At 64.6% G+C, this 23,744-nt stretch carries 16 protein-coding genes and 1 pseudogene; 8 read left to right on the top strand and 9 right to left on the bottom strand.

Translation table 11 applies throughout. From position 1 onward, the window contains the following. Positions 1 to 31 precede the first annotated feature (31 nt). Together PO768_RS05970 and PO768_RS05975 are read right to left on the bottom strand one after the other, a co-directional pair. Positions 32 to 415 (bottom strand): hypothetical protein, encoded by a 384-nt coding sequence (locus tag PO768_RS05970; protein ID WP_272645322.1) that lies wholly within the window; start codon positions 413 to 415, stop codon positions 32 to 34. 25 nt (positions 416 to 440) lie between these two features. Further along, a complete protein-coding gene (locus PO768_RS05975) occupies positions 441 to 1,079 on the bottom strand; it encodes a transcriptional regulator (protein ID WP_272645323.1) in 639 nt (212 codons plus the stop codon). Between the two features lie 138 nt (positions 1,080 to 1,217). Between PO768_RS05975 and PO768_RS05980 the strand changes: the two genes are divergently transcribed. Continuing rightward, on the top strand, positions 1,218 to 2,162 hold the full coding sequence (locus tag PO768_RS05980) for a nuclease-related domain-containing protein (RefSeq protein ID WP_272645324.1): 945 nt from the start codon (positions 1,218 to 1,220) through the stop codon (positions 2,160 to 2,162). A gap of 5 nt (positions 2,163 to 2,167) precedes the next feature. Here PO768_RS05980 and PO768_RS05985 read toward each other — a convergent pair whose 3' ends face one another. The 7 genes and pseudogenes from PO768_RS05985 to dnaA form a co-directional block, all read right to left on the bottom strand. Continuing rightward, positions 2,168 to 3,691, bottom strand: a complete 1,524-nt coding sequence (locus PO768_RS05985; protein ID WP_272645325.1) for a class I SAM-dependent DNA methyltransferase — start codon at positions 3,689 to 3,691, stop codon at positions 2,168 to 2,170. 367 nt (positions 3,692 to 4,058) lie between these two features. After that, the gene (locus tag PO768_RS05990) at positions 4,059 to 6,041 is read right to left on the bottom strand and encodes an RNA-binding domain-containing protein (protein ID WP_272645348.1); all 1,983 of its coding nucleotides are present in this window, start codon (positions 6,039 to 6,041) and stop codon (positions 4,059 to 4,061) included. Positions 6,042 to 6,043: 2 nt separating this feature from the next. Next, the gene (locus PO768_RS05995) at positions 6,044 to 7,615 is read right to left on the bottom strand and encodes a restriction endonuclease subunit S (protein ID WP_272645326.1); all 1,572 of its coding nucleotides are present in this window, start codon (positions 7,613 to 7,615) and stop codon (positions 6,044 to 6,046) included. Beyond that, positions 7,612 to 10,392 (bottom strand): type I restriction endonuclease subunit R, encoded by a 2,781-nt coding sequence (locus PO768_RS06000; protein ID WP_272645327.1) that lies wholly within the window; start codon positions 10,390 to 10,392, stop codon positions 7,612 to 7,614. The genes PO768_RS05995 and PO768_RS06000 overlap by 4 nt, the downstream gene beginning before the upstream one ends. Positions 10,393 to 10,440: 48 nt before the next feature. Continuing rightward, positions 10,441 to 12,900: pseudogene (gene gyrB, locus PO768_RS06005) on the bottom strand (DNA topoisomerase (ATP-hydrolyzing) subunit B); the annotation flags it as partial. Between the two features lie 188 nt (positions 12,901 to 13,088). After that, positions 13,089 to 14,213, bottom strand: coding sequence for a DNA polymerase III subunit beta (dnaN, locus tag PO768_RS06010; RefSeq protein WP_272645328.1), 1,125 nt, complete (start codon positions 14,211 to 14,213; stop codon positions 13,089 to 13,091). 100 nt (positions 14,214 to 14,313) lie between these two features. Further along, on the bottom strand, positions 14,314 to 15,792 hold the full coding sequence (dnaA, locus tag PO768_RS06015) for a chromosomal replication initiator protein DnaA (protein WP_269839524.1): 1,479 nt from the start codon (positions 15,790 to 15,792) through the stop codon (positions 14,314 to 14,316). A gap of 455 nt (positions 15,793 to 16,247) precedes the next feature. Here dnaA and rpmH point away from each other — a divergent pair, with 455 nt between their 5' ends. The 7 genes from rpmH (at position 16,248) to PO768_RS06050 (ending at position 23,672) form a co-directional block, all read left to right on the top strand. After that, on the top strand, positions 16,248 to 16,382 hold the full coding sequence (gene rpmH / locus PO768_RS06020) for a 50S ribosomal protein L34 (RefSeq protein WP_054021782.1): 135 nt from the start codon (positions 16,248 to 16,250) through the stop codon (positions 16,380 to 16,382). A 16-nt stretch (positions 16,383 to 16,398) separates the two neighbouring features. Continuing rightward, complete coding sequence (locus tag PO768_RS06025) at positions 16,399 to 16,908, top strand: ribonuclease P protein component (RefSeq protein ID WP_336297750.1); 510 nt, start codon at positions 16,399 to 16,401, stop codon at positions 16,906 to 16,908. A gap of 5 nt (positions 16,909 to 16,913) precedes the next feature. Further along, positions 16,914 to 17,228 carry a membrane protein insertion efficiency factor YidD gene (gene yidD, locus PO768_RS06030; RefSeq protein ID WP_272645329.1) on the top strand — a complete coding sequence of 105 codons (315 nt, stop codon included), beginning with the start codon at positions 16,914 to 16,916 and terminating at the stop codon, positions 17,226 to 17,228. Further along, complete coding sequence (gene yidC, locus PO768_RS06035) at positions 17,225 to 18,883, top strand: membrane protein insertase YidC (RefSeq protein ID WP_272645330.1); 1,659 nt, start codon at positions 17,225 to 17,227, stop codon at positions 18,881 to 18,883. Before yidD ends, yidC begins: the two co-directional genes overlap by 4 nt. Before the next feature lie 273 nt (positions 18,884 to 19,156). Further along, complete coding sequence (gene mnmE / locus PO768_RS06040) at positions 19,157 to 20,533, top strand: tRNA uridine-5-carboxymethylaminomethyl(34) synthesis GTPase MnmE (protein ID WP_272645331.1); 1,377 nt, start codon at positions 19,157 to 19,159, stop codon at positions 20,531 to 20,533. A gap of 196 nt (positions 20,534 to 20,729) precedes the next feature. Beyond that, positions 20,730 to 21,941, top strand: a complete 1,212-nt coding sequence (locus tag PO768_RS06045; RefSeq protein ID WP_272645332.1) for a tyrosine-type recombinase/integrase — start codon at positions 20,730 to 20,732, stop codon at positions 21,939 to 21,941. 66 nt (positions 21,942 to 22,007) lie between these two features. Then, complete coding sequence (locus PO768_RS06050) at positions 22,008 to 23,672, top strand: ATP-binding protein (RefSeq protein WP_272645333.1); 1,665 nt, start codon at positions 22,008 to 22,010, stop codon at positions 23,670 to 23,672. Positions 23,673 to 23,744 lie beyond the last annotated feature (72 nt).

Below are 23,744 nucleotides of genomic sequence, written 5' to 3' on the forward strand. Positions count from 1 at the left end.
CAGCCTCGACGCCGCTCGCCCTCGCTGGATGCTAGGTCGAGGGCGGTCCCAAGGCATCGAGCTTGGCGGCCACAGCTGCCGCAGCGGCGATCAGATCATTGACGAGACGATCGTCGACATTCAGATCGCCCTCGTACTCACCGAGATTGCGCACCTGATGGCATTTGTCCAGCACCCGCCATACCTCCGGCCCCAGGCCCAAGGTGTGCGGCAGTAGCTGGAAGACGATGTAGCGGTTGCTGGATCGCCAGCCATGCCAGCGCGGCGCCGCCAGGCATAAGGCATGGGCCGCGTTGTAGGCCAGATCGAAGCGGCCCTCCAGCGACAGACTGTCGGTGCGGGCATCGGCCAAGCGGGCCAAACCGGACCTGCGCAGACCGGCGAACTCGTTCGCATCGGGCGCTTCGGCTTTCAACGGCTTGCCGGGTCCGCTGAGATTCTCAAACGCTGTTGTTGAGGGCGATTTCATCCTCACCTCCGATCAGCCAGATCTTGGGCTGGGCCAGTACGCGCGAGACGAAAGCATCGCCGCGTTGCTGGCGCTGCGCAAGCTCCTCAGCGGTATAGAGGGTCGGGTTCACGGTGCGGCCCAGGCTCTGGTTGAGCGCCTCCAGTGCGCCGAACAACTCCGCGTAGCTCAGCTCATCGCTGATCAGCATCAGGTCGATATCGCTGGCCGCCGTGTCCTGCCGCTTGGCCACCGAGCCATAGACGAAGGCCGCCCGGATGCGGCCCGCCAGCGGCGCCAGCGCCGCGCGCAGCGGCTCGGCCAGGCCGACGGTCTTCTGAAAGATGCTGCACAGCTCGGCGTAAATCGGCGCTGCAGGGTTGGCCTGGTAGTGCTTCTGGTTGCCGACAGCGCGCAAGGTCACCAGACCACTGGCCGCCAGCCTGGCCAACTCCCGCTGCACCGCGCCCGATCCCGCGCCGGCCAGTGCGATCAGCTCGGTGGCATAAAAGCTGCGCTCCGGCTGACCGAACAAGAGGCCCAGCACGCGCTGCTGGGTGGTGGAGAACAGCGCGTCGGCCAGGCCTGCGAAGGGCTGGGCTGGCTGTGTCGGCGATGGTTGGATACCCATTTTGGGCATTTTAATACCCAAAATGGGTATGTGGCATGGCAGGTAAGGCTACCGTGCAATCCGCCGCAAGAACTGACCCCATTGCCGCTCCTGGGCAAGTGCAGAATCAGCAGAACAAAAAGCCAGGGAGGGCGAAAAATGCTGATCAAGCATGCGGACGACAAGACCAAACGGCTGGTCTTGCTGGAGGAGCTGCAGCGATCCAGCCTGCTCGACAAGCGCCAGCGCGACTGGCTGAAGGACGAACAGCACCGGACCGTCCAGGGCATTCACGGCGAGCGCGAGGCCGCCCATTACATCGACAACTGGCTCAAGGATGGCGTCAACCATGCGGTCCTGCACGATCTGCGCATCAGCGTCGACGGCGAGACGGCGCAGATCGACCATCTCGTGATCAACCGCGCGCTGCGCATCTATCTGTTCGAGACCAAGTGCTTCAACGGCCATCTGCAGATCAATGCGCAGGGCGAGTTCACCGTGCGCTACGGCTCGGGCAAGGCCTTTGGCATCGCCTCGCCGCTGGAGCAGAGCCGCCGCCATGAGCGCGTGCTGGCCCGGCTGCTGGAGCGCCTGGGGATCACCGGTCGGGCCGGCATGAAGCCGAGCTTCCAGCACGTCGTGCTGCTGCATCCCAAGGCCATCATCAGCCGGCCGGACTCCAAGGCCTTCGACACCCGCGACATCGTCAAGGCCGACCAAATCGCCAGCTGGCACGAGCGCTATGTCGAGGAGCGTGTCGGCGTCGGCGCGACCCTGGGCATGCTGGCGAACTTCCACAGCACCGACACGCTCAAGGGCTGGGCCGAGAAGCTGGCGCGGCAACATCGGCCGCAGGATCAGCTGGCGCTGCCCGAGTTCATGGCGCCGAAGGCCGCATCAGCCCCGCCGGCTGCCGCGCTTGCTGCGCGGGAGGCTTCATCGGCGGACTATCCCGCCGCCACGGACCACCCGCTGAAACGCAAGCTGGTTTGCGTGTCCTGCATGGGCAAGATCAGTTTCGCGGAGGGCAAGTTCTGCTGGAACAACGAGGGGCGGTTTGGGGGGCTGCAGTATTGCAGGGAGCATCAGACCGGCTTTGGCTGATGGATTCAGTTCGGCCCCAGTCTTGATGCAAATGGCGGCAAGGCCGCAGCGACCTCCCTGAATGAGTTCAGGGCGGCTTCCAGATGTTCGATGATCTCCTGCTGCAGCACGTCTGGCATCGGCAGATCGTCCAGCTTGTCCAGGCTGTCGTCCTTGAGCCAGAACACATCGAGACTGGCTTTGTCGCGGGCGAGCAGGTCTTCGTATCGATAGAACTTGAAGCGCTCGCTCTCCTTGCGTTCATGCCGATTTGCCGGGTTGTAGCAGGTGATGAAGTCGCGCAGGTCCGCGAGCTTGAGCTGGCGGGTCTTCAGCGTGAAATGCTGGTTGGTGCGCAGGTCATAGAACCATACGCCCTTGGTATGCACGCGGCCGTCCTTGGGTGCGTTGTCGAAGAACACCACATTGGCCTTCACGCCCTGGGCATAAAAGAGGCCGGTGGGCAGGCGCAGGATGGTGTGCACATCGCAGGTCTCCAGCAGCTTCTTGCGGATCTTTTCGCCGGCACCGCCTTCGAACAGCACGTTGTCGGGCAGCACAACGGCCGCGCGGCCGGTCACCCTCAGCATGCTGACGATGTGCTGCAGGAAGTTCAGCTGCTTGTTCGAGGTGGTTTCCCAGAAGTCCTGCCGCTCGTAGGTCAGTGCGTCGCGGTCTTCCTCGCCGTCCTCGTTGGTGATGGTCATGCTGCTCTTCTTGCCGAAGGGCGGGTTGGCCAACACCAGGTCCACATGCAGCCGCGGCTCGGTGATCAAGGCATCGGCGCGCTCCACCGAGGGCTCCCCGACCAGATCGCCAATGCCGTGCAGCACCAGATTCATCAGGCACAGCCGCCGCGTGCCGGCCACGATCTCGTTGCCATGAAAGGTATCGTCGCGCAGGAACTTCTTCTGTGGGGCGCTGAGCTTGGGCCGCTCATGGCCCAGCCAGTCCGCGTTCTCCTTCAGCCAGGAACCGGTGCCCGTCAGCCACTCGTTCGCCGCCAGGAAGAAGCCGCCCGTGCCGCAGGCCGGATCGGCAATCGTCTGCTTGGGCTGCGGCCGCATGCAAGCCACCATGGCCTGGATCAGCGCTCGCGGCGTGAAGTACTGGCCGGCGCCGCTCTTGGTGTCTTCGGCGTTCTTCTGCAGCAGGCCTTCGTAGAGATCACCCTTGGTGTCGGCATCCATGCCGACCCAGCTCTGCTCGTCGATCATCTGCACCAGGCGGCTGAGCTTGGCCGGATCCTGGATCTTGTTCTGCGCCTTGAAGAAGATCGCGCCCAGCATGCCGCCCTGGCTGCCCAGCCGGTGCAGGGTGGACAGGTATTGCGCCTCCAGCGGCTCGCCGCTCAAGGCCCGCAGCGTGGCCCAGTCGTAGCCCCGAGGGATGCGGGTGTCGCGCTTGTAGGGTTCCTGCGCGTATTCGTGCGCCATCTTCAGGAACAGCAGATAGGTCAGCTGCTCCAGATAGTCGCCATAGCCCACGCCGTCGTCGCGCAGGGTGTGGCAGAAGTTCCAGACTTTCTGGATCAGGGTGGAGGTGTTCATCGTGTCGCTGGCTAGGTCGTGGGCTGGCAGCCTGCTAAAGCCGAGCCCCGGTGTTAAGGAGCTTAGCTCCGGTGTTTAGGCGGCGAGCTCCGGTGTTTAGACGGTATCCTGGAGTAGAGGGCCTCAATTCAGCCAGGCTCTTACATCTGGATAAGGCCCTGGGCGACTGCGTCGCTGCGCTAATCCAGGCAGATCGCAAAACGGGTGCCTAAAGGCGGTGGCGATGTCGGCGAATCCCGAGGGTCTTTTGATAAGTCATTGATTTACCTGTGATCGAGCACAAATCTAAAGGACATGCGGCTGACCCGGACCTGGATTTCAGGCTCTTTGTCCTTAAGCCGAGAACAGACGCAAGCTACCAGTCGGCCTATTCCTTCGGGCTTGTCAGATAGGCCTGCCGCGGGTCGCTCGGACTCGGAAACGCCCTCGTCAACTGGCCCTCCTGCACCAGCGGGTTCAAGATGCGCTTGCGCAGATCACTGCCATCCTTGTCCCGGCGATTGAGCAGCGAGGCCAGCACACGCAGACCCAGATAGCGCCCTCTGCATAGCGCCAGAACGGTCTCACGCATCAGGTCGGGATCCACACGCTTGCGACTACTCGCCGGTGCTGCCGTTTCCTTGAGTACGGCCAGATCCTCCTCGCTCAGTTGCCCGAGGTCGGCAATCAGGGGAGCGGTAGCACCGTCGGCGGCAAGCTCCGGTGTTAAGGGCGGCGAAAAGCCGGTGCCAGGGGCGAGCTCCGGTGTTAAGCGAGGCGCTTCAGGCCCTGACCCGCCGAGCTCCGGTGTTAATGGCACAGCCACATCCTCATCCGGAACGTCGAACAAACGCTGCACCGCGAACGCCTGGCCGGGCAAGTGGTAGACCATGCCCCGGCCAATGCCCTCCGAAACCAGCAAACCGTCGCGCACCAAACGGGCCAGCATCTTGGTAATGTCGGTTGGGTGATCCGCCGAGATTTCCCGCAAGCGAGAGTGATTGATCTGCCCCTCGGTGGCGACCGTGACCAGGGCCAGGCGCTCCTGCGGCGCCAGCACGCTAAACCGCTCTCCCAGTGAGCTTTCCAACTTGGCCACCGTCTCCGGCGGCAGCAGGCTGCTCATGCGCAGCTCCATCAGCGTTTGCTCGGGCTCCATCACCTGCTGCAGCACCGGGCGACGCCAATGCTGGCCCGCCCAGTTGCTGTAGATCTTTGGAATCCCCGAACCGGCATGGTCGCCATAGCCGACCAGTTGGAACATGGTCTGCAAGCGGCGATTGCGGCAATCGCTGTTGCCGCCGACCAGGGCCAGCTCTGGCGGGACGCGCATCAAGCCCGGATTGCGAAAGCCGAACATATCCGGCCGCTTCACCACAAGCACCGACACCCGCCCGGAGAAGTCGGCGTGAATCAAGGTATTCACCAAGGCCTCTCGCAAGGCCTCATGAACCGGGGTGTCCTCCACCCTCTGAGCATCCAGCAACTGAAACGGCACCTTGAGATCGGCCGTCAGCCGCTGATACACGCGGCGGAAGAAGTCATACACATTGCCGGACCAGCTGCCATCAGGCACCAGCCGGTCGATCCAGCGCCGCTCGGCCTTGGCCTCGGGGCGCTCCTGGTAGTCCACCATGTAATTGGGCAGCGCCTCGCGGATCACCTCGGCGCGGCCGAACATCAACAGGCCCGCCAGCCGAAGCCCGCTATAGCCCTGTTCCCGATCACGACCCACGGCGCCAATGCGCTCCAGGAAGTCCGGCACCGACAGATCGGCCCAGACATGGCCGGGCTTCACCGCCGCGAAACGGTTGCGGTAGGCCAGCACGGAGTCCATGTCCAGATCGGCGATGTCAAAGCCCTTGAGGACACGCGCATCGCGCGCGTCTTCCACCCGCTCGGCCAGCATGCGCCGCACGGTCTCCTCGTCAGCCGGATAGTCGCCCTCGTGGCGGCGCAAATAGGTGCCACCGAAGGGATTGCTGCCCAGATGCACGGGCTTGACCTGCCGGCTCGCACGCGGTACCTCGATGCGCAGCACCGTCTTGCCATCGACCCGCACGGGCTGCACCTGATGCTCGGCCAGCAGATTGGCGCTGACCTGCTTGGGGTTGTGCAGGTTGTCCCAGAGCGCCTTGCGCACACGCTCCACATCAATCAAACCGACGGCTTGGAAGTGGCCGAGCGGCTTCTCCTGAACGCCCAGCCAGATCAAGCCGCCTTCGCCATTGGCCATGGCGCTGTAGCTCTTCCAGAAATCTGCGGGCAATTCGCCGCGCCCATCACGGCCCTGCGCCGCCTTGCATTCCAGATCGCAGCGCTCGGCCAGGATGGACAGATCGTTGAGGGTCAGGTCTTGCTCGGCGGGCATGATCAAGCAGACTCCTTCAACACATTCTTTCTTTGCTTCGCGCGGACGCCGGCTGCCGGCTTGCGACCGGCTTGGGCTGCTTCGCGCTCGGCGCGGATGCGCGCCAGTAGCATGCTGGCGGGCTCATCGGCCGGGTCTTGCGGCACCAGCTGGCCGGAGAAGGCGGCGCGGAGGATGTTTTGGCGTTGGGCGGTGGATTGCTTCAACGAACGCACCACATTCCGTTCTTGGTGAGACACGCTAGACCGGAGTTCGCTCAGAGCTCGCTCGATTTCGTACTGCTCAGCCAAAGGCGGGACCGGTATCGGAAGAGCAGCTAGCTTGCTGCCATTCACATTGGCTTGCCCGACTTGCTGCGTAACAACGGCTTTGACCCAACTGCGCCCGTACGCGGAGTTGATGACAGCAGATACAAATTCAGCAGAGACGCCGAACGGGAAGCGGACTGCTATCAGATACGACGCGTAGGAGCACGGAGCAATTTGCGAACGGTAGACGGCTGATTTGCCGACAAGCTCCGGACTATTTGTACGGTTAAAGAGCAAGTCACCGTCCCGCAAGAGGAGCGAGGGGATTTCGTGATGATCCTGCGGCAAGAACTTCAGATTTGAAGTATCGAGTTCACCGTCTTGGATATTCCCCATGCGAAGAACAGGCACCCCGTCCGCATTCTGATTCGTCTTCGCCGAAGTTCCGTAACGTTGCTCGTCTGACAGCTGATCAACGCTCGCCCACACCCATCCCCTCGGCAACTCTGGCAGGCCCGCGGTCTCCGGAATTCGCGGCTCCGGATATTTGCCCTGCCACCCGCTAGGCGGCACCTTGCCCTGAGCCTCGAACTTGGCGAGCTGTTGGGCTTCCCAGCGGGCGCGGCGCTCTTGGAGGATGCGTGCCAGCAACTGGGCGCCGGTTTCCGTTGGCGTTTGGTTCTCCGGCCGGGCGCGCCATGCGGCGGTGAGCGAGCCGTCCACCGCCGCCTTGAGCAGGGACTGGCGGTATTGCTTCAGTTTCTTCTGCGCCGCCTTCAGCTCGGCCACGCCGGCATCCAGCTCGGACAGCAGTTCTTCGAGTTTCAAAACGATGCGGGTTTGCTCGGCTATGGGTGGCAGCAGTACTTTCAAGGCTAGCAAGTGCTGCTGGTTCAGATTGGCCATCGTTGAACCGACCGACGCGGCCAACAGATAGTCCACCACGGATCGGCTGGTAAGCAACCTTTGCAAATAGTCTGCGCTCAGCGCTCCCTGGTCAGGCCGAACAATCAGCGACCCTGTCCCGCAGATCCAGCCTTCTTCACGGGAGCCAGCTACCGCACAACGCCCCATCTCGCCACGGCGACCAAGCACCACATCACCTGATCGAAGCCTGTACTCGCTGAGCCTTTCCGCCATTTCTGCCGATATAGACATGCCGAGTGATGGTGCGAAACGCCCTTCGACAAGGTGCATCGGGTTAACAAGCGGCGTCCCCCCGTCGATGTAGTCTGACTGGTGCAGCGCGCTCCCGAACGGGCCAGTTTTTAAAAAGACGACTTCGCTGAGCGAGGTTGCTACCCAACCATTAGGTATACCGCTCACGCCACCAACTCCACATTCATCTCACTCATCAGTTCATCCAGTTCCGGGCCGAACACGGCCCAGGCCCGCTGCAGCCCGCCCTTGGCGGCCAGCTCGGCGTAGTCGAAATCATCGCGGCCGATCGCGCAGCTGCTGGCGATGTGATCCTTCATCAGGCGCAGCCATTCGGTCTGCTCGGGGCTGAAGGAGCTGCCGCGCTGGGCGTTGTGGCGGAAGATCCAGGCCTGGAAGCGCTTGTCCACGCTGTCGGCAAAGGGCTTCAGTTCGGTGTCCATGCCGGTGGCGAACCGCAGCAGCGAGACGATGTCGGTGAGCTGGCGGCGCAGCGTGGCGCCCTTGACCTGGTTGGCCTTCACCCGGGCATAGGCGCTCCACAGCTTGTCGGTGGTCAGCATCAGCGGCGGGCGGGCCAGTTGCTCGGTGAGTTGGTCCAGGGCCTCAAAGACCAGGGGGCGGCACTGGTAGGGCTGCTGGTAGTAGAAGCCCAGGGCGGCAATCTCGTCCTGGTGCTCGCGCAGATAGTCTTCGAAACGCTGGACGGCCTCGCGTGCCTGGGCCTCGGCCTGGGCGGCGAAGCCGGAGAAATTGACCTTGTCGAGGTTGACGTGATCGATCAGTTGCTCGCGGTCGCGGCGGGCTGTCTCGATCTCGTCGCGCAGGGCTGGTTTGTCAAACGGAGCGCAGGCGGATCGCACGCGCGCTTCGCGCGCAGCCTTCAGCTCCTCGGGCAAGAGCGTGTCTTCGCTGCGGGTGAAGCCCTGAGCTTTGGCCGAGGTGAGAGCGGCTTCCACGATGGCATCGGGGTTCAGGGCCTGGATCAGGGTCTTGCCCAGCTCGGCCACCGGGACGCCACCGCTGGCCGATTCGATGCGGGTGCGGGCCTTGTCGTCCAGCTGCTTGGCCAGCCGCACCAGGCGGTTGGCCAGCGAGAGCAGGGTGTCGTCATCGCGCTGGCCCAGGGCCACGCCTTGCAGCAGTTCCTTCAGCGGCACCTGCGGCTTCTTTTCCAGCGGGCGGCTCTCGGTCTTCAGCGACTTCTCCACGCCCACCGCGTCGATCAGGACGAAGCGGGTCTTGGCACCATCGGCACTGGCGCTGACGCGCTGCAGGCCGTCGGCATCGAGGCTGCGCACGCCGCGGCCCTTCATCTGTTCGTAATAGCCCTTGCTGCGCACATCGCGCATGAAGAGCAGCACTTCCAGCGGCTTCACATCGGTGCCGGTGGCGATCATGTCCACGGTGACGGCGATGCGCGGGTGGTACTCGTTGCGGAAGGCCTGCAGCACGCCGTCAGCGTCTTTCTCGCTGTAGGTGACCTTGCGGCAAAACGCATTGCCCTGGTCGTAGACCTCGCGCACCAGCTTGATGATGTCGTCGGCGTGGCTGTCAGTCTTGGCGAAGATCAGGGTCTTGGGCGTTTCCTGCCGGTTGGGAAAGAGCTGGGTTTCCACGGCCGTCTTCATGGCCTGGAGACACAAGCGGATCTGGCTGGTGTTGACCACCGAACGGTCCAGCTGTTTGCCGGTGTAGGCGGTGTCTTCTTCGGTTTCGGCCCAGCGCTTCTTGCGGGTCTGGCGGTCGCGGTGGTCCACCCACTCCTTGGCCTCAAGCAGGCCGCCCTTCTTCGTGACCTCGGTATCGATCTCCCAGACGTCGTAGCCGACGTTGACGCCATCGGCTACCGAGTCTTCATAGCTGTACTCGGCCACCACGTTCTCATTGAAAAAGCCAAAGGTGCGCTTGTCCGGGGTGGCGGTCAAGCCGATCAAAAAGGCGTCGAAGTAATCGAGCACCTGTTTCCACAGGTTGTAGATGCTGCGATGGCACTCGTCGATGACGATGAAGTCAAAGGCTTCGACGGGCAGCTCGGCGTTGTACTGCACCAGCTTGCCCTGCTTGCCGACGGCCTTGGCCACGTCCTCGGCCGGGATGTCCTCGGTCGACTCGTCCAGGGGTTCGCCACTGAGCGTCGCGTACATGCGCTGGATGGTGCTGATGCAGACGTGCGCGTGGCGGTCCACTCCGGCCGTGCCGACGCGCTGCACGTTGTAGAGCTCGGTGAACTTGCGGCCGTCGTCGGGCGGCGTGTAGGCCATGAATTCCTGATGCGCCTGCTTGCCGAGGTTGCGCGTGTCCACCAGGAACAGGATGCGCTTGGCGCCGCCGAACTTGAGCAGGCGGTAGATGGCCGTGATGGCGGTGAAGGTCTTGCCGGCGCCGGTGGCCATGTGGACCAGGGCGCGTGGCCGGTTGGCGCCCAGTGACTGTTCGAGGCCGATGACGGCATCGGTCTGGCAATCGCGCAGGTTCTCGCTGGGCAGGGCGGGCATGTGCTCGGCCAGGCGGCGGCGCAGGCTGTCAGGCCGGGTCGCCCATTGCTGCAATTGCTCGGGCCGAAAGAAATGGAATATCTCGCGCGAGCGCGGTGCGGGGTCCAGCGCATTGCTGAAACGGATGATCTGCCCGGTGCTCTCAAACAAAAAGGGCAAGGGCTTGTGCTCGCGCCGCCATTTGAGCTTGGCACTTGCGTAGCCCTCGGTCTGCCGCTCGGTGGCAGTCAGGTTCTCACCGGCCTCGTCACGCTTGGCTTCGATCACGCCCACCGGCTCGCGGTCCACATAGAGCAGGTAGTCGGCAGGGCCGGTGTCGGTCGGGTGCTCGCGCACGGCCACACCCAGGCCGGCGCTCAGATCGAGCGCGCGGTAGTCCTGGACCATCCATCCCGCCTGGGCCAGCTTCGTATCGATGACGAGCCGTGCCTTCTGCTCTGGCGACATGCCTTCTCCCTGCTGGTGGCTCGCCAAAACCTGCGAGCGAGGCCTCGATCACACGTCGATATTCGCCGCCCTCAGCGCATTCGTCTCAATGAAATCGCGGCGCGGCTCGACCTCGTCGCCCATCAGCATCGTGAACACCCGGTCTGCTTCGATGGCGTCGTCGATCTGCACGCGCAGCAGGCGGCGGACGTTGGGGTCCATCGTGGTTTCCCAGAGCTGCTCGGGGTTCATCTCGCCCAGACCCTTGTAGCGCTGGCGGCCGACGCTGTTTTCGGCTTGCTGCATCAGCCAGGCCATCGCACCGCGGAAGTCGCTGACCTTGCTTTCCTTGGCCTTCTCGCCTTCGCCCTTGCGGACGATGGCTTCCTCGCCGATCAGGCCCTTGAAGGTGCGGCCGGCGTCGGCCAGCACTTCGTAGTCGGCGCCGTGCATGAAGTCGGCATTGATGACGCTGGAGCGCACATTGCCGTGCTGGCGGCGGCTGATGCGCAGCAGCAGCTTGTCGGTGCGGGCGTCGTACTCGCTGCTGACTTCGGCCTGGTGCAGCGCGGCCTGCATCGCGGCAGCGGCTTCCTCGGCGGCCTCCTTGGTGTCGAGGTTGATGGCCAGGCCGCTGGACAGCACGCGCAGCGCCTCGAAGTCCATCCAGTTGGCCAGGCGGGTGATCACGCTTTCGGACAGGACGTACTTGCGCGCCAGCTGCTCCAGCGCTTCGCCGGAGAGCACCGCGCCGCCGATGCCGGTGTGCAGATGGGCGTCCTGCAGCGCCACCTTCAGCAGGAAGGCGTCCAGCTCGGTGCCGTCCTTCAGGTATTGCTCGTGCTTGCCGACCTTGACCTTGTAGAGCGGCGGCTGGGCGATGTAGATGTGGCCGCGCTCGCAGAGCTCGGGCATCTGGCGGTAGAAGAAGGTCAGCAGCAGGGTGCGGATGTGGGCGCCGTCCACGTCCGCGTCGGTCATGATGATGATGCGGTGGTAGCGCAGCTTGTCGGGGTTGAAGTCGTCGCTGCCGGCGCCGCGGCCGATGCCGGTGCCTAAAGCGGTGATCAGCGTGATGATCTCGTTGGAGGTCAGCAGCTTCTCGTAGCGCGCCTTCTCGACGTTCAGGATCTTGCCGCGCAGCGGCAGGATGGCCTGGAACTTACGGTCGCGGCCCTGCTTGGCGGAGCCGCCGGCGGAGTCACCCTCGACGATGTAGATCTCGCACAGCGAAGGATCCTTCTCCTGGCAATCGGCCAGCTTGCCGGGCAGGCCCAGGCCGTCGAGCACGCCCTTGCGGCGCGTCATCTCGCGGGCCTTGCGCGCGGCCTCGCGGGCGCGGGCGGCGTCGAGGATCTTGCCGCAGATGATCTTGGCGTCGATCGGGTTCTCGAGCAGCCAGTCGGTCAGCAGGCGGCTGACGATGTCCTCGACCGGCGCGCGCACTTCCGAGCTGACCAGCTTGTCCTTGGTCTGCGAGCTGAACTTGGGCTCGGGCACCTTCACCGAGACCACGCAGGCCAGGCCTTCGCGCATATCGTCGCCGGCCACCTCGACCTTGGCCTTCTTGGCCAGCTCGTTGTCGACGATGTATTTGTTCAGCACGCGTGTCATCGCGGCGCGCAGGCCGGTCAGATGGGTGCCGCCGTCGCGCTGCGGGATGTTGTTGGTGAAGCAGAGGACGTTCTCGTTGAAGCCGTCGTTCCACTGCATCGCCACTTCGACGCCGACATTGGTGCCCTGCTCGCTGATCTTGTCGCCCTGGGCGTGGAAGATCTTCGGGTGCAGGGTGTTCTTGCCCTTGTTGATGAACTCGACAAAGCCCTGCACGCCGCCGGCGTAGGCGAAGTTGTCTTCCTTGTTGTTGCGCTCGTCGACCAGGCGGATCTTGACGCCGTTGTTCAGGAACGAGAGCTCGCGCAGGCGCTTGGCGAGGATGTCGTAGTGGAAATCGTTGTTGGTCTGGAAGATCTCGGTGTCGGGCAGGAAGTGGACCTCGGTGCCGCGCTTGTCGGTCTCGCCGACGATGCGCATCGGGCTGGTCTCGACGCCGTCGACGATCTCGATCAGGCGGTCCTGCGGGATGCCTTGCTTGAACTCGAGCTGGTGGATCTTGCCGTCGCGGCGCACGGTCAGGCGCAGGGTCTTGGACAGGCCGTTGACGCAGGACACGCCCACGCCGTGCAGGCCGCCGGAGACCTTGTAGCTGTTCTGGTTGAACTTGCCGCCGGCATGCAGCTCGGTCAGCGCGATCTCGGCGGCGCTGCGCTTGGGCTCGTGCTTGTCGTCCATCTTGACGCCGGTGGGGATGCCGCGGCCGTTGTCGATGACGGAGATGCTGTTGTCGGTGTGGATCGTGACGATGATGTCGTCGCAATGGCCGGCCAGCGATTCATCGATGGAGTTGTCGACCACCTCGAACACCAGGTGGTGCAGGCCGGTGCCGTCCGAGGTGTCGCCGATATACATGCCGGGGCGCTTGCGCACGGCTTCCAGGCCCTCGAGGATCTGGATCGAATCCGCGCCGTAGACCGCGCCCGAAGACGCTTCTGCGGAGACCGCGTCCTTCTGCTTATCGGTCAGGCCATCGGGGTTCTGTTCGTTGCTCGGCACATCACTCATCGGGGACTCTCTCTCACTGTCGGGCAGCCACTTCGCCGCCCCTTTAAAAGCACTGAAGCGGGCCGAGGCCCGCTGTCGTCAAGTCAGTTCTCGCCTCAGATCCGCATCGGCATCACGACGTACTTGAAGCCGGTCTGCTCGGGGATCGTGATCAGCGCGCTGGCGGCGCTGTCGTTCAGATCGATGGACACCATGTCCTGGCTCATGTTCTGCAGCGCGTCCATCAGATAGGTCACGTTGAAGCCGGTCTCGATCAGGTCGCCGCCGTAGTCGATCTCGATCTCTTCCTTGGCCTCTTCCTGCTCGGCATTGCTGGAGGCGATGCTCAGGAGGCCCGGCTCGAAACTCAGGCGCACTGCCTTGAACTTCTCGCTGGTCAGGATCGCGGCGCGCTGCAGGCTGGCCAGCAGCGGCTGGCGGCCCAGCGTCACATTGAACTTGTGGTTCTTCGGGATCACGCGGTTGTAGTCGGGGAACTTGCCCTCGACCAGCTTGGTGACGAACTCCATGCCGCTGAAGGTGAACTTGGCCTGGTTGCCGGCGAAGCGCATCTCGATCGGCTGGTCGTCGGAGCCATCCTTGCCACCGTCCTTCAGCAAGCGCATCAGCTCCAGCACGGTCTTGCGCGGCAGGATGACTTCCTGCTTGGGCATATCGGCTTCCAGCGTCGCCTGGGCCAGCGCCAGGCGATGGCCGTCGGTGGCGACCAGGGTCAGGGTCTTGCCTTCGGCAACGAAGAGGATGCCGGTGAGGTAGTAGCGGATGTCATGCACCGCCAACGCGAAGTGCACCTGGTTGATCAGGCTCTTCAGCGTTTTCTGCGGCACGGCGAAGGCCGGGCCGAAGTCGGCGGCTTCCTGCACCAGCGGGAAGTCATCGGCCGGCAGGGTCTGCAAGGTGAAGCGGCTCTTGCCGCCCTGCAGCGTCAGCTTGCTGGCATTGGCGGTCAGGCTGACGGTCTGGTCGGCGGGCATCGAGCGCAGGATGTCGATCAGCTTGCGCGCGCCCACCGTGGTGCTGAAGTTGCCGGCGTCGCCGTCCAGCTCGGCCGTGGTGCGGACCTGGATTTCCAGGTCGGAGGTGGTCAGCTCGAGCTGCGGGCCTTGCTTGCGTATCAGCACATTGGCCAGGATGGGCAGGGTATGGCGCCGCTCGACGATGCCGGCCACGGCCTGCAGCGCGCTCAAGACCTTGTCCTGGGTGGCTTTCAACACAATCATGGAAACCTCTCTCCGCTCTGTTTTGGCTTTGGCGCCGGGCCCGTCGGGCAACAGCGCGTATTTTCACCTACTTATAGGGCAAATTCCGCTGAGGAAAGCGCTAGCCCTTCAAGGTTTGCTCCAGCACGTGAAGCTGCTGGTTCAGCTCGGTGTTCTTCTGCCGCTCGCCGCCGATCTTGCGCACCGCATGCAGCACCGTCGTGTGGTCGCGGCCGCCGAACAGCTCGCCGATCTCGGGCAAGCTCTTCTGTGTCAGCTCCTTGGCCAGGTACATCGCGATCTGGCGCGGTCGCGCGATGCTGGCCGGGCGCTTCTTGCTGTACATATCGGCGACCTTGATCTTGTAGAAGTCGGCCACCGTCTTCTGGATGTTCTCGACCGAGATCTGCCGGTTCTGGATCGACAGCAGGTCCTTCAGCGCCTCGCGGGCCAGCTGGATATTGATGTCCTTGTGCGAGAAACGGCTGTAGGCCAGCACCTTGCGCAGCGCACCTTCGAGCTCGCGCACGTTCGCTCTGACGTTCTTCGCGATGAAGAAGGCCACATCCTCGGGCATCGGTGTCTGCTCGGCCTCGGCCTTCTTGATCAGGATGGCCACCCGCATCTCCAGCTCGGGCGGCTCGATGGCCACCGTCAGGCCGGCGTCGAAGCGGCTGGTCAGGCGCTCATCGATGTCCACCAGGCCCTTGGGATAGGTGTCCGAGGTCATGATGATGTGGGCGCGCTTGGCCAAGAGGGCCTCGAAGGCGTTGAAAAACTCCTCCTGCGTGCGGTCCTTGCCGGCGAAGAACTGCACATCATCGATCAGCAGCAGGTCCAGCGAGTGGTACTTGGCCTTGAGCTCGTCGAAGGTCTTGCGCTGGTAGTTCTTTACGACATCCGAGATGAACTGCTCGGCATGCAGATAGAGCACCCGCGCATCAGGCTTGTCGCGCAGCAAGGCGTTGCCGACCGCATGGATCAGATGGGTCTTGCCCAGACCGACGCCGCCGTAGATGAACAGCGGGTTGTACATCGCGCCCGGCGCACCGGCCACATGCAGGGCCGCGGTGCGCGCCATCTGGTTGGCGCGGCCGGGCACCAGGGTGTCGAAGGTCAGCGCGGTATTGAGGCGGTGGCGGCTGGCGCTGGGCGGCGGACCCAGGGCCGGATTGCTGTGGATGACGGGCTGTTGCGGGTCGCGCGGCGCGGCCGGGGCCGCCGGCACGGGTTCGGGCTGCGGCGGGCTGACCGGGCGCAGGCCGTTGTGCAGCACCTGGCCGACGGCGATCGGCTGGTTGGCGGGCAGGGGCTGGGCCACGCGGCCGACCGGCTCACGCGCGGCCAGGGCCAGCTCCAGGCGGGCCGGTTTGCCGGCCAGCTCGGTCAGGATGGCTTCGATGCGGCCCGCATACTGGTTGCGGATCCAGTCGAGCTTGAAGCGGTTGGGCACGCGCAACGAGACGACCACCGCGTCGGCGCCGCTGCCGTCGGCCACATCGGCCGGGGGCAGCGGGCGAATCCAGGTATTGAATTGTTGTTCGGGCAGTTCAGCAGCCAGGCGCTCACAGCCGCGCTGCCAAAGTTCTGCCCCAGACATGTCTGCGCTCATTGTGGAAAACTTGTTCTTGAGCGGCCGGATTGTACGGGTTTGACGCGGCCGAATCGCAGGTTATCCACAGATTTTTGGGCGCGGTCAAGCCCCCGATAACCCGGGATGGCGATCCCTCTTGATTGACCGGGGCGCCAAAGTTTGGTGTAATCGCGGGTTTTCCGGACGCCGGATGGTTGCGCACGGGCGGACTTGTTCTTTGCACTAGCATGTGGATTGATGGGTCTTGTCCCATGTCGGCCCCAAGGCAGGGCCGGCGCGGCGCACATCGGTGGCCGTCTGGGCCGTATCGGCCTGCTGGACCCGTCAAGGGTGTGGCAGATCGGCGCGGCTTCGGCGGCCGGGATGCCCAGCGCATCTCGTAACGATTTGCCCACAACCGCTCTCGCGGGCGAGGATTCCTCGCTGCGTTGTAGCGTCTTTAGACCTCAAGAGGTTTCATCATGAAACGCACCTACCAAGCTTCCAAGACCCGTCGCGCCCGTACCCATGGCTTCCTCGTCCGCATGAAGACCCGCGGCGGTCGCGCCGTCATCGCTGCGCGCCGCGCCAAGGGCCGCAAGCGTCTGGCTGTCTAAGTCGGGACACGACAGCGTGATCGGCCGCATCCTGCGATCGGCCGACTTTGAGCGCGTGCTGGGTTCGCCCAGCCGTGCTCGCAGCAGCCATTTCGCTGTGCACCATGTTGCGGCCAGCCCCAGCCTGCCGGGCAAGAAGTTGTCCACAGATGCGGCCAAGTTATCAACAGGCGATGCACCGGACATCCACATGCTTGTGGATGAGGGCCGCGCTCAGGCGCTGCCGCAAGGCTGCTGGCTGGGTAGCGTGGTGCCCAAACGCCATGCCCGCCGCGCCGTGACCCGTACCCTGCTGAAGCGCCAGATCCGCGCCGCCTTCGTGGCCCAGGCTGCGGCCGAAGAGCCGTTGCTGCCGGGGCTGTGGGTGGTGCGCTTGCGTGCGCCCTTCGATATCAAGCAGTTCCCCAGCGCCTCGTCCGAGGCGCTGCGCACGGCTGCGCGCGTCGAGTTGGCCCAGCTGTTCGAGCGCGCACGCGCGCCGCAGCGCGAGCAACAGCGGCCGGCCCGTGCCCGGCCGCAGGCCTGAGCGATATGGACCGCCCGTCCGCCTCGCTGCCGCAGCGCTTCATGATGGGGCTGGTGCGTGGCTATCAGCTCTTGTTCAGCCACTGGCTGCAGGCCGGCTGCCGCTATCAGCCGAGCTGTTCGGCCTACGCGATGCAGGCGCTGGCCAAGCATGGCGCGGCCGCCGGCACGTATCTGGCGGCGGCCCGCATCCTGCGCTGCAATCCTTTCTGCTTGGGCGGGCATGATGCCGTGCCCGACAATCCGCCCGGCCTGTTCACCCGTCTGGGTTGCGGGTCTGGCGTCCGTTCCTCCTCCTCCAATCCTGAAGCGTCCCAATGACTGATATACGCCGCACCGTGCTGTGGGTGGTCTTCACCATGTCGCTTGTCCTGTTGTGGGACGGCTGGCAAAAGCACAACGGTCACCCCTCGATGTTCAGCCCCGCCGCACCGAAGCCGGCGGCCGTTGCTGGCTCGGCACCCGGCGCTGCCGCGCTGCCCACCGCTGCTACTCTGCCGGGCGCGGCCGCGACACCGGGCGCCGCGCCGACCGCTGCGGCACCGAGCAGCACTGGCGAAACCGTCGTCATCAGCACCGATGTGGTCAAGGCCACCTTGGACAGCCTGGGCGGCAGCCTGGTGCGGGTGGAACTGCTCAAGCACAAGGACGAGACCGACGCCAGCGGCCATATCGTCGTGCTGGACCGCAGCGCCCAGCGCGTCTACCTGGCCCAGACCGGCCTGGTCGGCGTGGCCGGCGCGCCCAGCCATCTGACCCCGATGAGCCTGGTGCCCGGGGAGCGCAGCCTGAAGGACGGCGAGCAAAGCCTGGTCGTGCGCTTCGAGTCGCCCGAGCAGGGCGGCGTCAAGCTGGTCAAGACCTACACCTTCAAGCGTGGCGACTATGCGGTGGACGTCAAGCACGAGGTGCTGAACACCTCGGCCGCGCCGCTGACGCCCCAGCTCTATACCCAGCTGGTGCGCGACGGCAATCCGCTGCCCAATGAGTCGAGCTTCTATTTCACCTTCACCGGCCCGGCGATGTATACCGACAAGTCGAAGTTCCTGAAGCTCGACTTCAAGGACATCGAAAAGGGCAAGGCCAGCGTCGAGAAGAATGCCAGCGACGGCTGGGTCGCGATGGTCCAGCACTACTTCGCCAGCGCCTGGCTGCACAAGGGCGACAGCCCGCGCGAGTTCTACGCGAAGAAGGTCGACAACAATCTGTACTCGGTGGGCATGCTGTTCCCGCTGGCCCAGCTGGCGCCCGGCGCCAGCGTCAGCGCCGACCACCAGCTCTTCGTCGGCCCGCAGGAAGAGAACAAGCTGGCCCTGCTCGCCCCGGGCCTGGAGCTGGTGAAGGACTATGGCTGGTTCACCATCCTGTCCAAGCCGCTGTTCTGGCTGCTCGACCAGCTGCACAAGCTGCTGGGCAACTGGGGCTGGTCCATCATCGCGCTGGTGGTGCTGCTGAAGATCGCGTTCTACTGGCTCAATGCCAGCGCCTACCGCAGCATGGCCAAGATGAAGGCGGTCAACCCGCGCATCACCGAGATGCGCGAGCGCCTGAAGGACAAGCCGCAGCAGATGCAGCAGGAGATGATGAAGATCTACCGCGAGGAGAAGATCAACCCGATCGGCTCCTGCCTGCCGATCTTCCTGCAGATGCCCTTCTTCATCGCGCTGTACTGGGTGCTGCTGTCCAGCGTCGAGATGCGCCATGCACCGTGGATTCTGTGGATCACCGACCTGTCGGCCAAGGATCCGTTCTTCGTGCTGCCCATCCTGATGACGCTGTCCAGCCTGTTCCAGGTCTGGCTGAACCCGACGCCGCCGGACCCGATGCAGGCCAAGATGATGTGGATCATGCCGCTGGCCTTCAGCTTCATGTTCTTCTTCTTCCCCGCCGGTCTGGTGCTGTACTGGCTGACCAACAACATCCTGTCGATCGCCCAGCAGTGGATGATCAACCGGCAGCTCGGCGTCAATAAATAGCCGCCGGCGCCAGCATTTCACGAAGCCCCCGGGTGCCCCCGCACTTGGGGGCTTTTTTATTGGCGCCGCCAGGCCTTTAATCGATCACATGCGGGGCAGAGAGTCACCGGCCTGTCAAAGACAACAGTGCCTGGCGACAAGGCCCATCAGCGGGGCTCATGCGAGCGCCCGCTGACAGCCTCCCCCGCGCCATCCACCGCGACATCTCCCGGACGCCGACCCCAAGGTCGGCGTTTTTCGTCAGGGGTGGCCGCCATCGGTGAAAATTCGCCCATGCTGTCCCGCCACCAAGATCCCATCGTCGCCATCGCCACTGCTCCCGGACGAGGCGCGGTGGGCATCGTGCGCGTCTCGTCGGCGCAAGACCTGACCCCTATCGTGCAGGCCCTGTGCGGCAAGACCCTGAAGCCGCGCGAGGCCAGCTATCTGCCCTTCCGCGCGGCCGACGGCGAGGCCATAGACCAGGGCCTGGCCCTGCTGTTCCCGGCCCCGCATTCCTATACCGGCGAGCATGTGCTGGAGCTGCAGGCCCATGGCGGGCCGGTGGTGCTTCAGCTGCTGCTGGCGCGCTGCATGGAGGCCGGCACCGGCATGCGCATGCGCCTGGCCGAGCCCGGCGAGTTCACCCAGCGCGCCTTTCTGAACGGCAAGCTGGATCTGGCCCAGGCCGAGGCCGTCAGCGATCTGATCGATGCCAGTACCGAGGCGGCCGCGCGCAGCGCCAGCCGTGCGCTCGCTGGCGCGCTGTCCGGCGAGGTCGGCGAGCTGCGTGATGCGCTGATCAAGCTGCGCATGCTGGTCGAGGCCACGCTGGACTTCCCGGAGGAAGAGATCGACTTCCTGCAGCAGGCCGATGCGCTGGGTCAGCTGGACCGCTTGCATGCCCGGCTCGCGGCCGTGCTGGACCGCACCCAGCAGGGCGCGCTGCTGCGCGAGGGCATCAAGGTGGTGCTGGCCGGCCAGCCCAATGTGGGCAAGAGCTCGCTGCTGAACGCGCTGGCCGGTGCCGAGCTGGCCATCGTGACGCCGATACCCGGCACCACGCGCGACAAGGTCAGCCAGACCATACAGATCGAGGGGGTGCCGCTGCACATCAGCGACACCGCCGGCCTGCGCCAGACCGAGGACGAGGTCGAGCGCATCGGCGTCGCGCGCAGCTGGGATGCGATCGCCGATGCCGATGTCGTGCTGTTCCTGCACGACCTGAGCCGCATCGGCCAGCCGGACTACGAGGCCGAGGACCGCCTGATCAACGAGCGCCTGCAGGGCGTCGATGCCGGCCGCATCCTGCAGGTCTTCAACAAGGCCGACACCGCCCATGGGCAAGACCTGGCCCCAGGCGCCGTCGCGCTGTCCGCCAAGACCGGCGCCGGCCTGAGCGAGCTGCGCCAGCGCCTGCTGCAGCAGGTCGGCTGGCACGCCACGCCCGAGGGCCTGTTCATCGCCCGCGAGCGCCATGTCCAGGCACTCAAGCGCACCCGCGAGCATCTGGAGCTGGCCAAGGCCGTGGCCACCCAGCAGCCTCCCGCGCTGGATTTGCTGGCCGAAGAGCTGCGGCTCTCGCACGACGCCCTCGGCGAGATCACCGGCGCGTTCTCGGCCGACGATTTGCTCGGCGAGATATTCAGCCGGTTTTGTATCGGGAAATAAAAAGCATGTTCCAGGACGTTCCATGGCGTCCCATGCAGATCGAACTTTCCCTTTAAATTCAATGTCTTAAAGCGAATTTGAGTCCATGTTTGTTTTTTGAAGTGCGAGAAGATCCAAGGGTCTTTGAGTCCAAGTTTGAGTCCAAATAGCAACTTGGACACAATTGCTGAATCAACTTGGACTCAGCGAGGTGGTCATGGCCCTCACCGATATCGCCCTGAAGGCCTTGAAGCCCAGGGACAAGGCCTACACGGTCACAGATGATCGAGGCCTGTATGTCGAGGTCTTCCCGACCGGCGGCATCATCTGGCGCTACCGCTATCGCTTCGCTGGCAAGCAGGAGAAGCTGACCCTCGGCAAGTACCCTGCCCTCTCGCTGCGCAATGCCCGCGTGAAGCGGGATGAGGCCGCCCGTACCGTGGCGCTAGGGCACTCCCCTGCGGAGCAAAAGCAGCTGGCCAAGGTTCCGGCGCCCGACACCATCACGGTGGCCGAGTTCGGCGAGCGCTTCTTCCGGGAGGTGGTGGCCAAGGACCGGCAGGACGTGTCGAGTCCGCGCCGCTATTTCGAGAAGTCCATCGTGCCCGTGATCGGCGCCAAGCCCGTGCGGGAGGTCACCACGGAGGATGTGCGGACCATCATCTGGCGCAAGAAGGATGAGGGCTTCGATGCCGCCGCCGGCCAGTTGCGCAGTGTCCTGAAGCGGATGTTTGACTATGCGCTGACCTGTGGCCTCGCCCCGATCAATCCGGTGTTGGCGCTGCCCATGCGTCATGTTCACAAGTCCAGGTCCCGTGACCGCGCCCTGTCGCCCGATGAGATCAGGGACTTTCTGCGGGCCGCCTTCGAGTCCAACATCCGCCGGCAGTTCAAGTTGGCATTACACCTGATCCTGCTGACCATGGTGCGCAAGTCTGAGCTGCTGCTGGCGCGCTGGTCAGATGTCGACTTTGAGCAGGCCGAATGGCACATCCCCGCCGAGCACTCCAAGACCGGCAAGCCGCATATCGTGTACCTGTCGCGCCAGGCGGTCGAGCTGTTCCGGGAACTGAAGGTGTTGGCCGATACCAGCGAACTCGTGTTGCCGGGCCGTGGCAGCAGGACCAAGACCTTTGCCCACAACTCGATCAACACCGCGCTGAAAACCGCCCTGCAGGGCCAGACCATCCCTGCCTTCACCATCCACGATCTGCGCCGCACGGCCTCGACCCTGCTGCATGAGAACGGCTGGCCATCGGACGTGGTGGAGAAGGCCCTCAATCACATCATTGGTGGCGTGCGCGGCGTCTACAACCGGGCCGAGTACGCGCCGCAGCGGCGCGAGATGCTGCAGTTTTGGGCGGACTACATCGAGTCCCTGATCACGTCCGGCAAGGTCATCATGGGTCGGTTCAGCCGCCAGGCCTGAGGCATCACAGCGCATCACATGCCGCTGACTCGACAACAACGAGCGCATCCAGCCTGAAAGCAAGTCATGACTCCACCGCAGCTGCCCGCCCGTGAATCCCTGACCGTCGAGTTCAAGAGCGACCGCACGCGCCTGCCGGACCGCGACCTGATCGAAGCCATCGTCTGCCTCGCCAACGCCGAGGGCGGCGAGCTGTGGCTGGGCGTCGAGGACGACGGCGCGCCGACGGGGCTGCACATCGAGCATCAACAGCTGATGGGTATGGCCGGCCTGGTGGCCGCGCGCACCTCGCCATCGCTGGCGGTGACTGTCACGCCCGTGCAATTTGGCAATGTCGTGGTGGCCCATATCGCTGTGCCCAAGGCCCAGGGCGAGGTCGCGACCACCGGCGGCGTCTACCTGCGTCGTCGCCTGAAGGCCGATGGTGAGCCCGAGTGCGTGGCCATGCTGCCGCATGACCGCGCCAGCCGCGCGAGCAGCTTCGGCCAGATGGACGCCTCGGCACAGATCGTGGCCGGCGCCACCTTGGCGGACCTGGACCCGCTGGAGCGGGAGCGGCTGCGCCAGAGCGTGCAGCAGTATGGCGGCGACCGGGTGCTGCTGGAGCTGGACGATGAGGCGCTGGACGGCGCGCTGGGGCTGACCGGGCGTCTACCCGGCGGTCATCGCGCACCCACGCTGACGGGCCTGCTGTTGATCGGCCGCGAGCCGGCCTTGCGCGAGCTGGTGCCTACCCATGAGTTCGCCTTTCAGGTGCTGGCGCGCGAGTCGGTGCGCTTCAACGAATTCCGGCGTTTCCCGCTGCTCAAGGCGCTGGACTGGCTGGAGACCAATTTCCGGCCCTACAACCCGGAGGAAGAGCTTCAGGTGGGGCTATTCCGGGTGCCTGTGCCCTTGGTGGACCTGGGGGCGTTTCGCGAGGCGGTGGCGAATGCGCTGATCCATCGCGACTATCACCGCCTGGGGGCCGTGCATGTGCGGCTTGAAGACGGCGCCCTGGTCGTCAGCAATCCCGGCGGCCTGGTCGATGGCGTGACGCTGAGCAATCTGCTGACCATCGAGCCCCATCCGCGCAATCCGCAACTGGCGGACGCGATGAAGCGCATCGGCGTGGTCGAGCGCTCGGGGCGAGGTGTGGACAAGATTTTTCGGGGTCTGCTGAAGTTCGGCCGACCGGCGCCAGACTACAGCCGCACTTCGCGCGAGGATGTCGTGCTGCGTCTGCCGACAGACCCGGCGGATCTGGAGTTCCGGCGCCTGGTGGTGGACGCCGAGCGTGGCGGCAGCAGTGAGCTGCCGATCGACAGCCTGATTGCCCTCAGCGCGCTGCGTACCCAGAAGCGGCTGACGGCCGAAGAGCTGGCCGCCTACATCCAGCGCGACGTGGCTCAGGCGCGGCAGACGCTGGAGGCCTTGACCGAGGCCGGCCTGGTAGAGCCTCACGGCGCCACCCGAGGGCGCAGCTACATGCTGTCGGCTCAGGTGTACCGGTTGGCGGGCGGCCAAGCCGCCTACACGCGCCAGGCCGGTTTCTCGGCGATCCAGCATGAACAGATGGTGTTGAGCTACATCCGCCAGCATGGCCGGATTGTCCGGGGCGATGTGATGGAGCTGTGCCGCTTATCCAGTGACCAGGCGGCCACCTTGCTGCGGCGGCTGAAGGCCAATGGCGTACTGAAGCAGCAGGGTGAACGGCGCTGGGCCAGTTACACGCTGGCGGACGAAGGCTGAGCAGTCATGGGTGGTTCTATGGGGTTCTATGGGGTTCTATGGGGTTCTATGGGGCTGGGCTATTTGATCGGC

The sequence above is a fragment of the Paucibacter sp. XJ19-41 genome, assembly GCF_028462495.1.
In the GTDB taxonomy this organism is placed as follows: Bacteria; Pseudomonadota; Gammaproteobacteria; order Burkholderiales; family Burkholderiaceae_C; genus Roseateles_E.

Coding starts and splice junctions, on each gene's coding strand:
- PO768_RS05975 (WP_272645323.1), bottom strand. CDS start 1,079: ATGGGTATCCAACCATCGCCGACACAGCCAGCCCAGCCCTTCGCAGGC.
- PO768_RS05980 (WP_272645324.1), top strand. CDS start 1,218: ATGCTGATCAAGCATGCGGACGACAAGACCAAACGGCTGGTCTTGCTG.
- PO768_RS05985 (WP_272645325.1), bottom strand. CDS start 3,691: ATGAACACCTCCACCCTGATCCAGAAAGTCTGGAACTTCTGCCACACC.
- PO768_RS05990 (WP_272645348.1), bottom strand. CDS start 6,041: ATGCCCGCCGAGCAAGACCTGACCCTCAACGATCTGTCCATCCTGGCC.
- PO768_RS06000 (WP_272645327.1), bottom strand. CDS start 10,392: ATGTCGCCAGAGCAGAAGGCACGGCTCGTCATCGATACGAAGCTGGCC.
- dnaN (WP_272645328.1), bottom strand. CDS start 14,213: ATGATTGTGTTGAAAGCCACCCAGGACAAGGTCTTGAGCGCGCTGCAG.
- dnaA (WP_269839524.1), bottom strand. CDS start 15,792: ATGTCTGGGGCAGAACTTTGGCAGCGCGGCTGTGAGCGCCTGGCTGCT.
- rpmH (WP_054021782.1), top strand. CDS start 16,248: ATGAAACGCACCTACCAAGCTTCCAAGACCCGTCGCGCCCGTACCCAT.
- yidD (WP_272645329.1), top strand. CDS start 16,914: ATGGACCGCCCGTCCGCCTCGCTGCCGCAGCGCTTCATGATGGGGCTG.
- yidC (WP_272645330.1), top strand. CDS start 17,225: ATGACTGATATACGCCGCACCGTGCTGTGGGTGGTCTTCACCATGTCG.
- mnmE (WP_272645331.1), top strand. CDS start 19,157: ATGCTGTCCCGCCACCAAGATCCCATCGTCGCCATCGCCACTGCTCCC.
- PO768_RS06045 (WP_272645332.1), top strand. CDS start 20,730: ATGGCCCTCACCGATATCGCCCTGAAGGCCTTGAAGCCCAGGGACAAG.
- PO768_RS06050 (WP_272645333.1), top strand. CDS start 22,008: ATGACTCCACCGCAGCTGCCCGCCCGTGAATCCCTGACCGTCGAGTTC.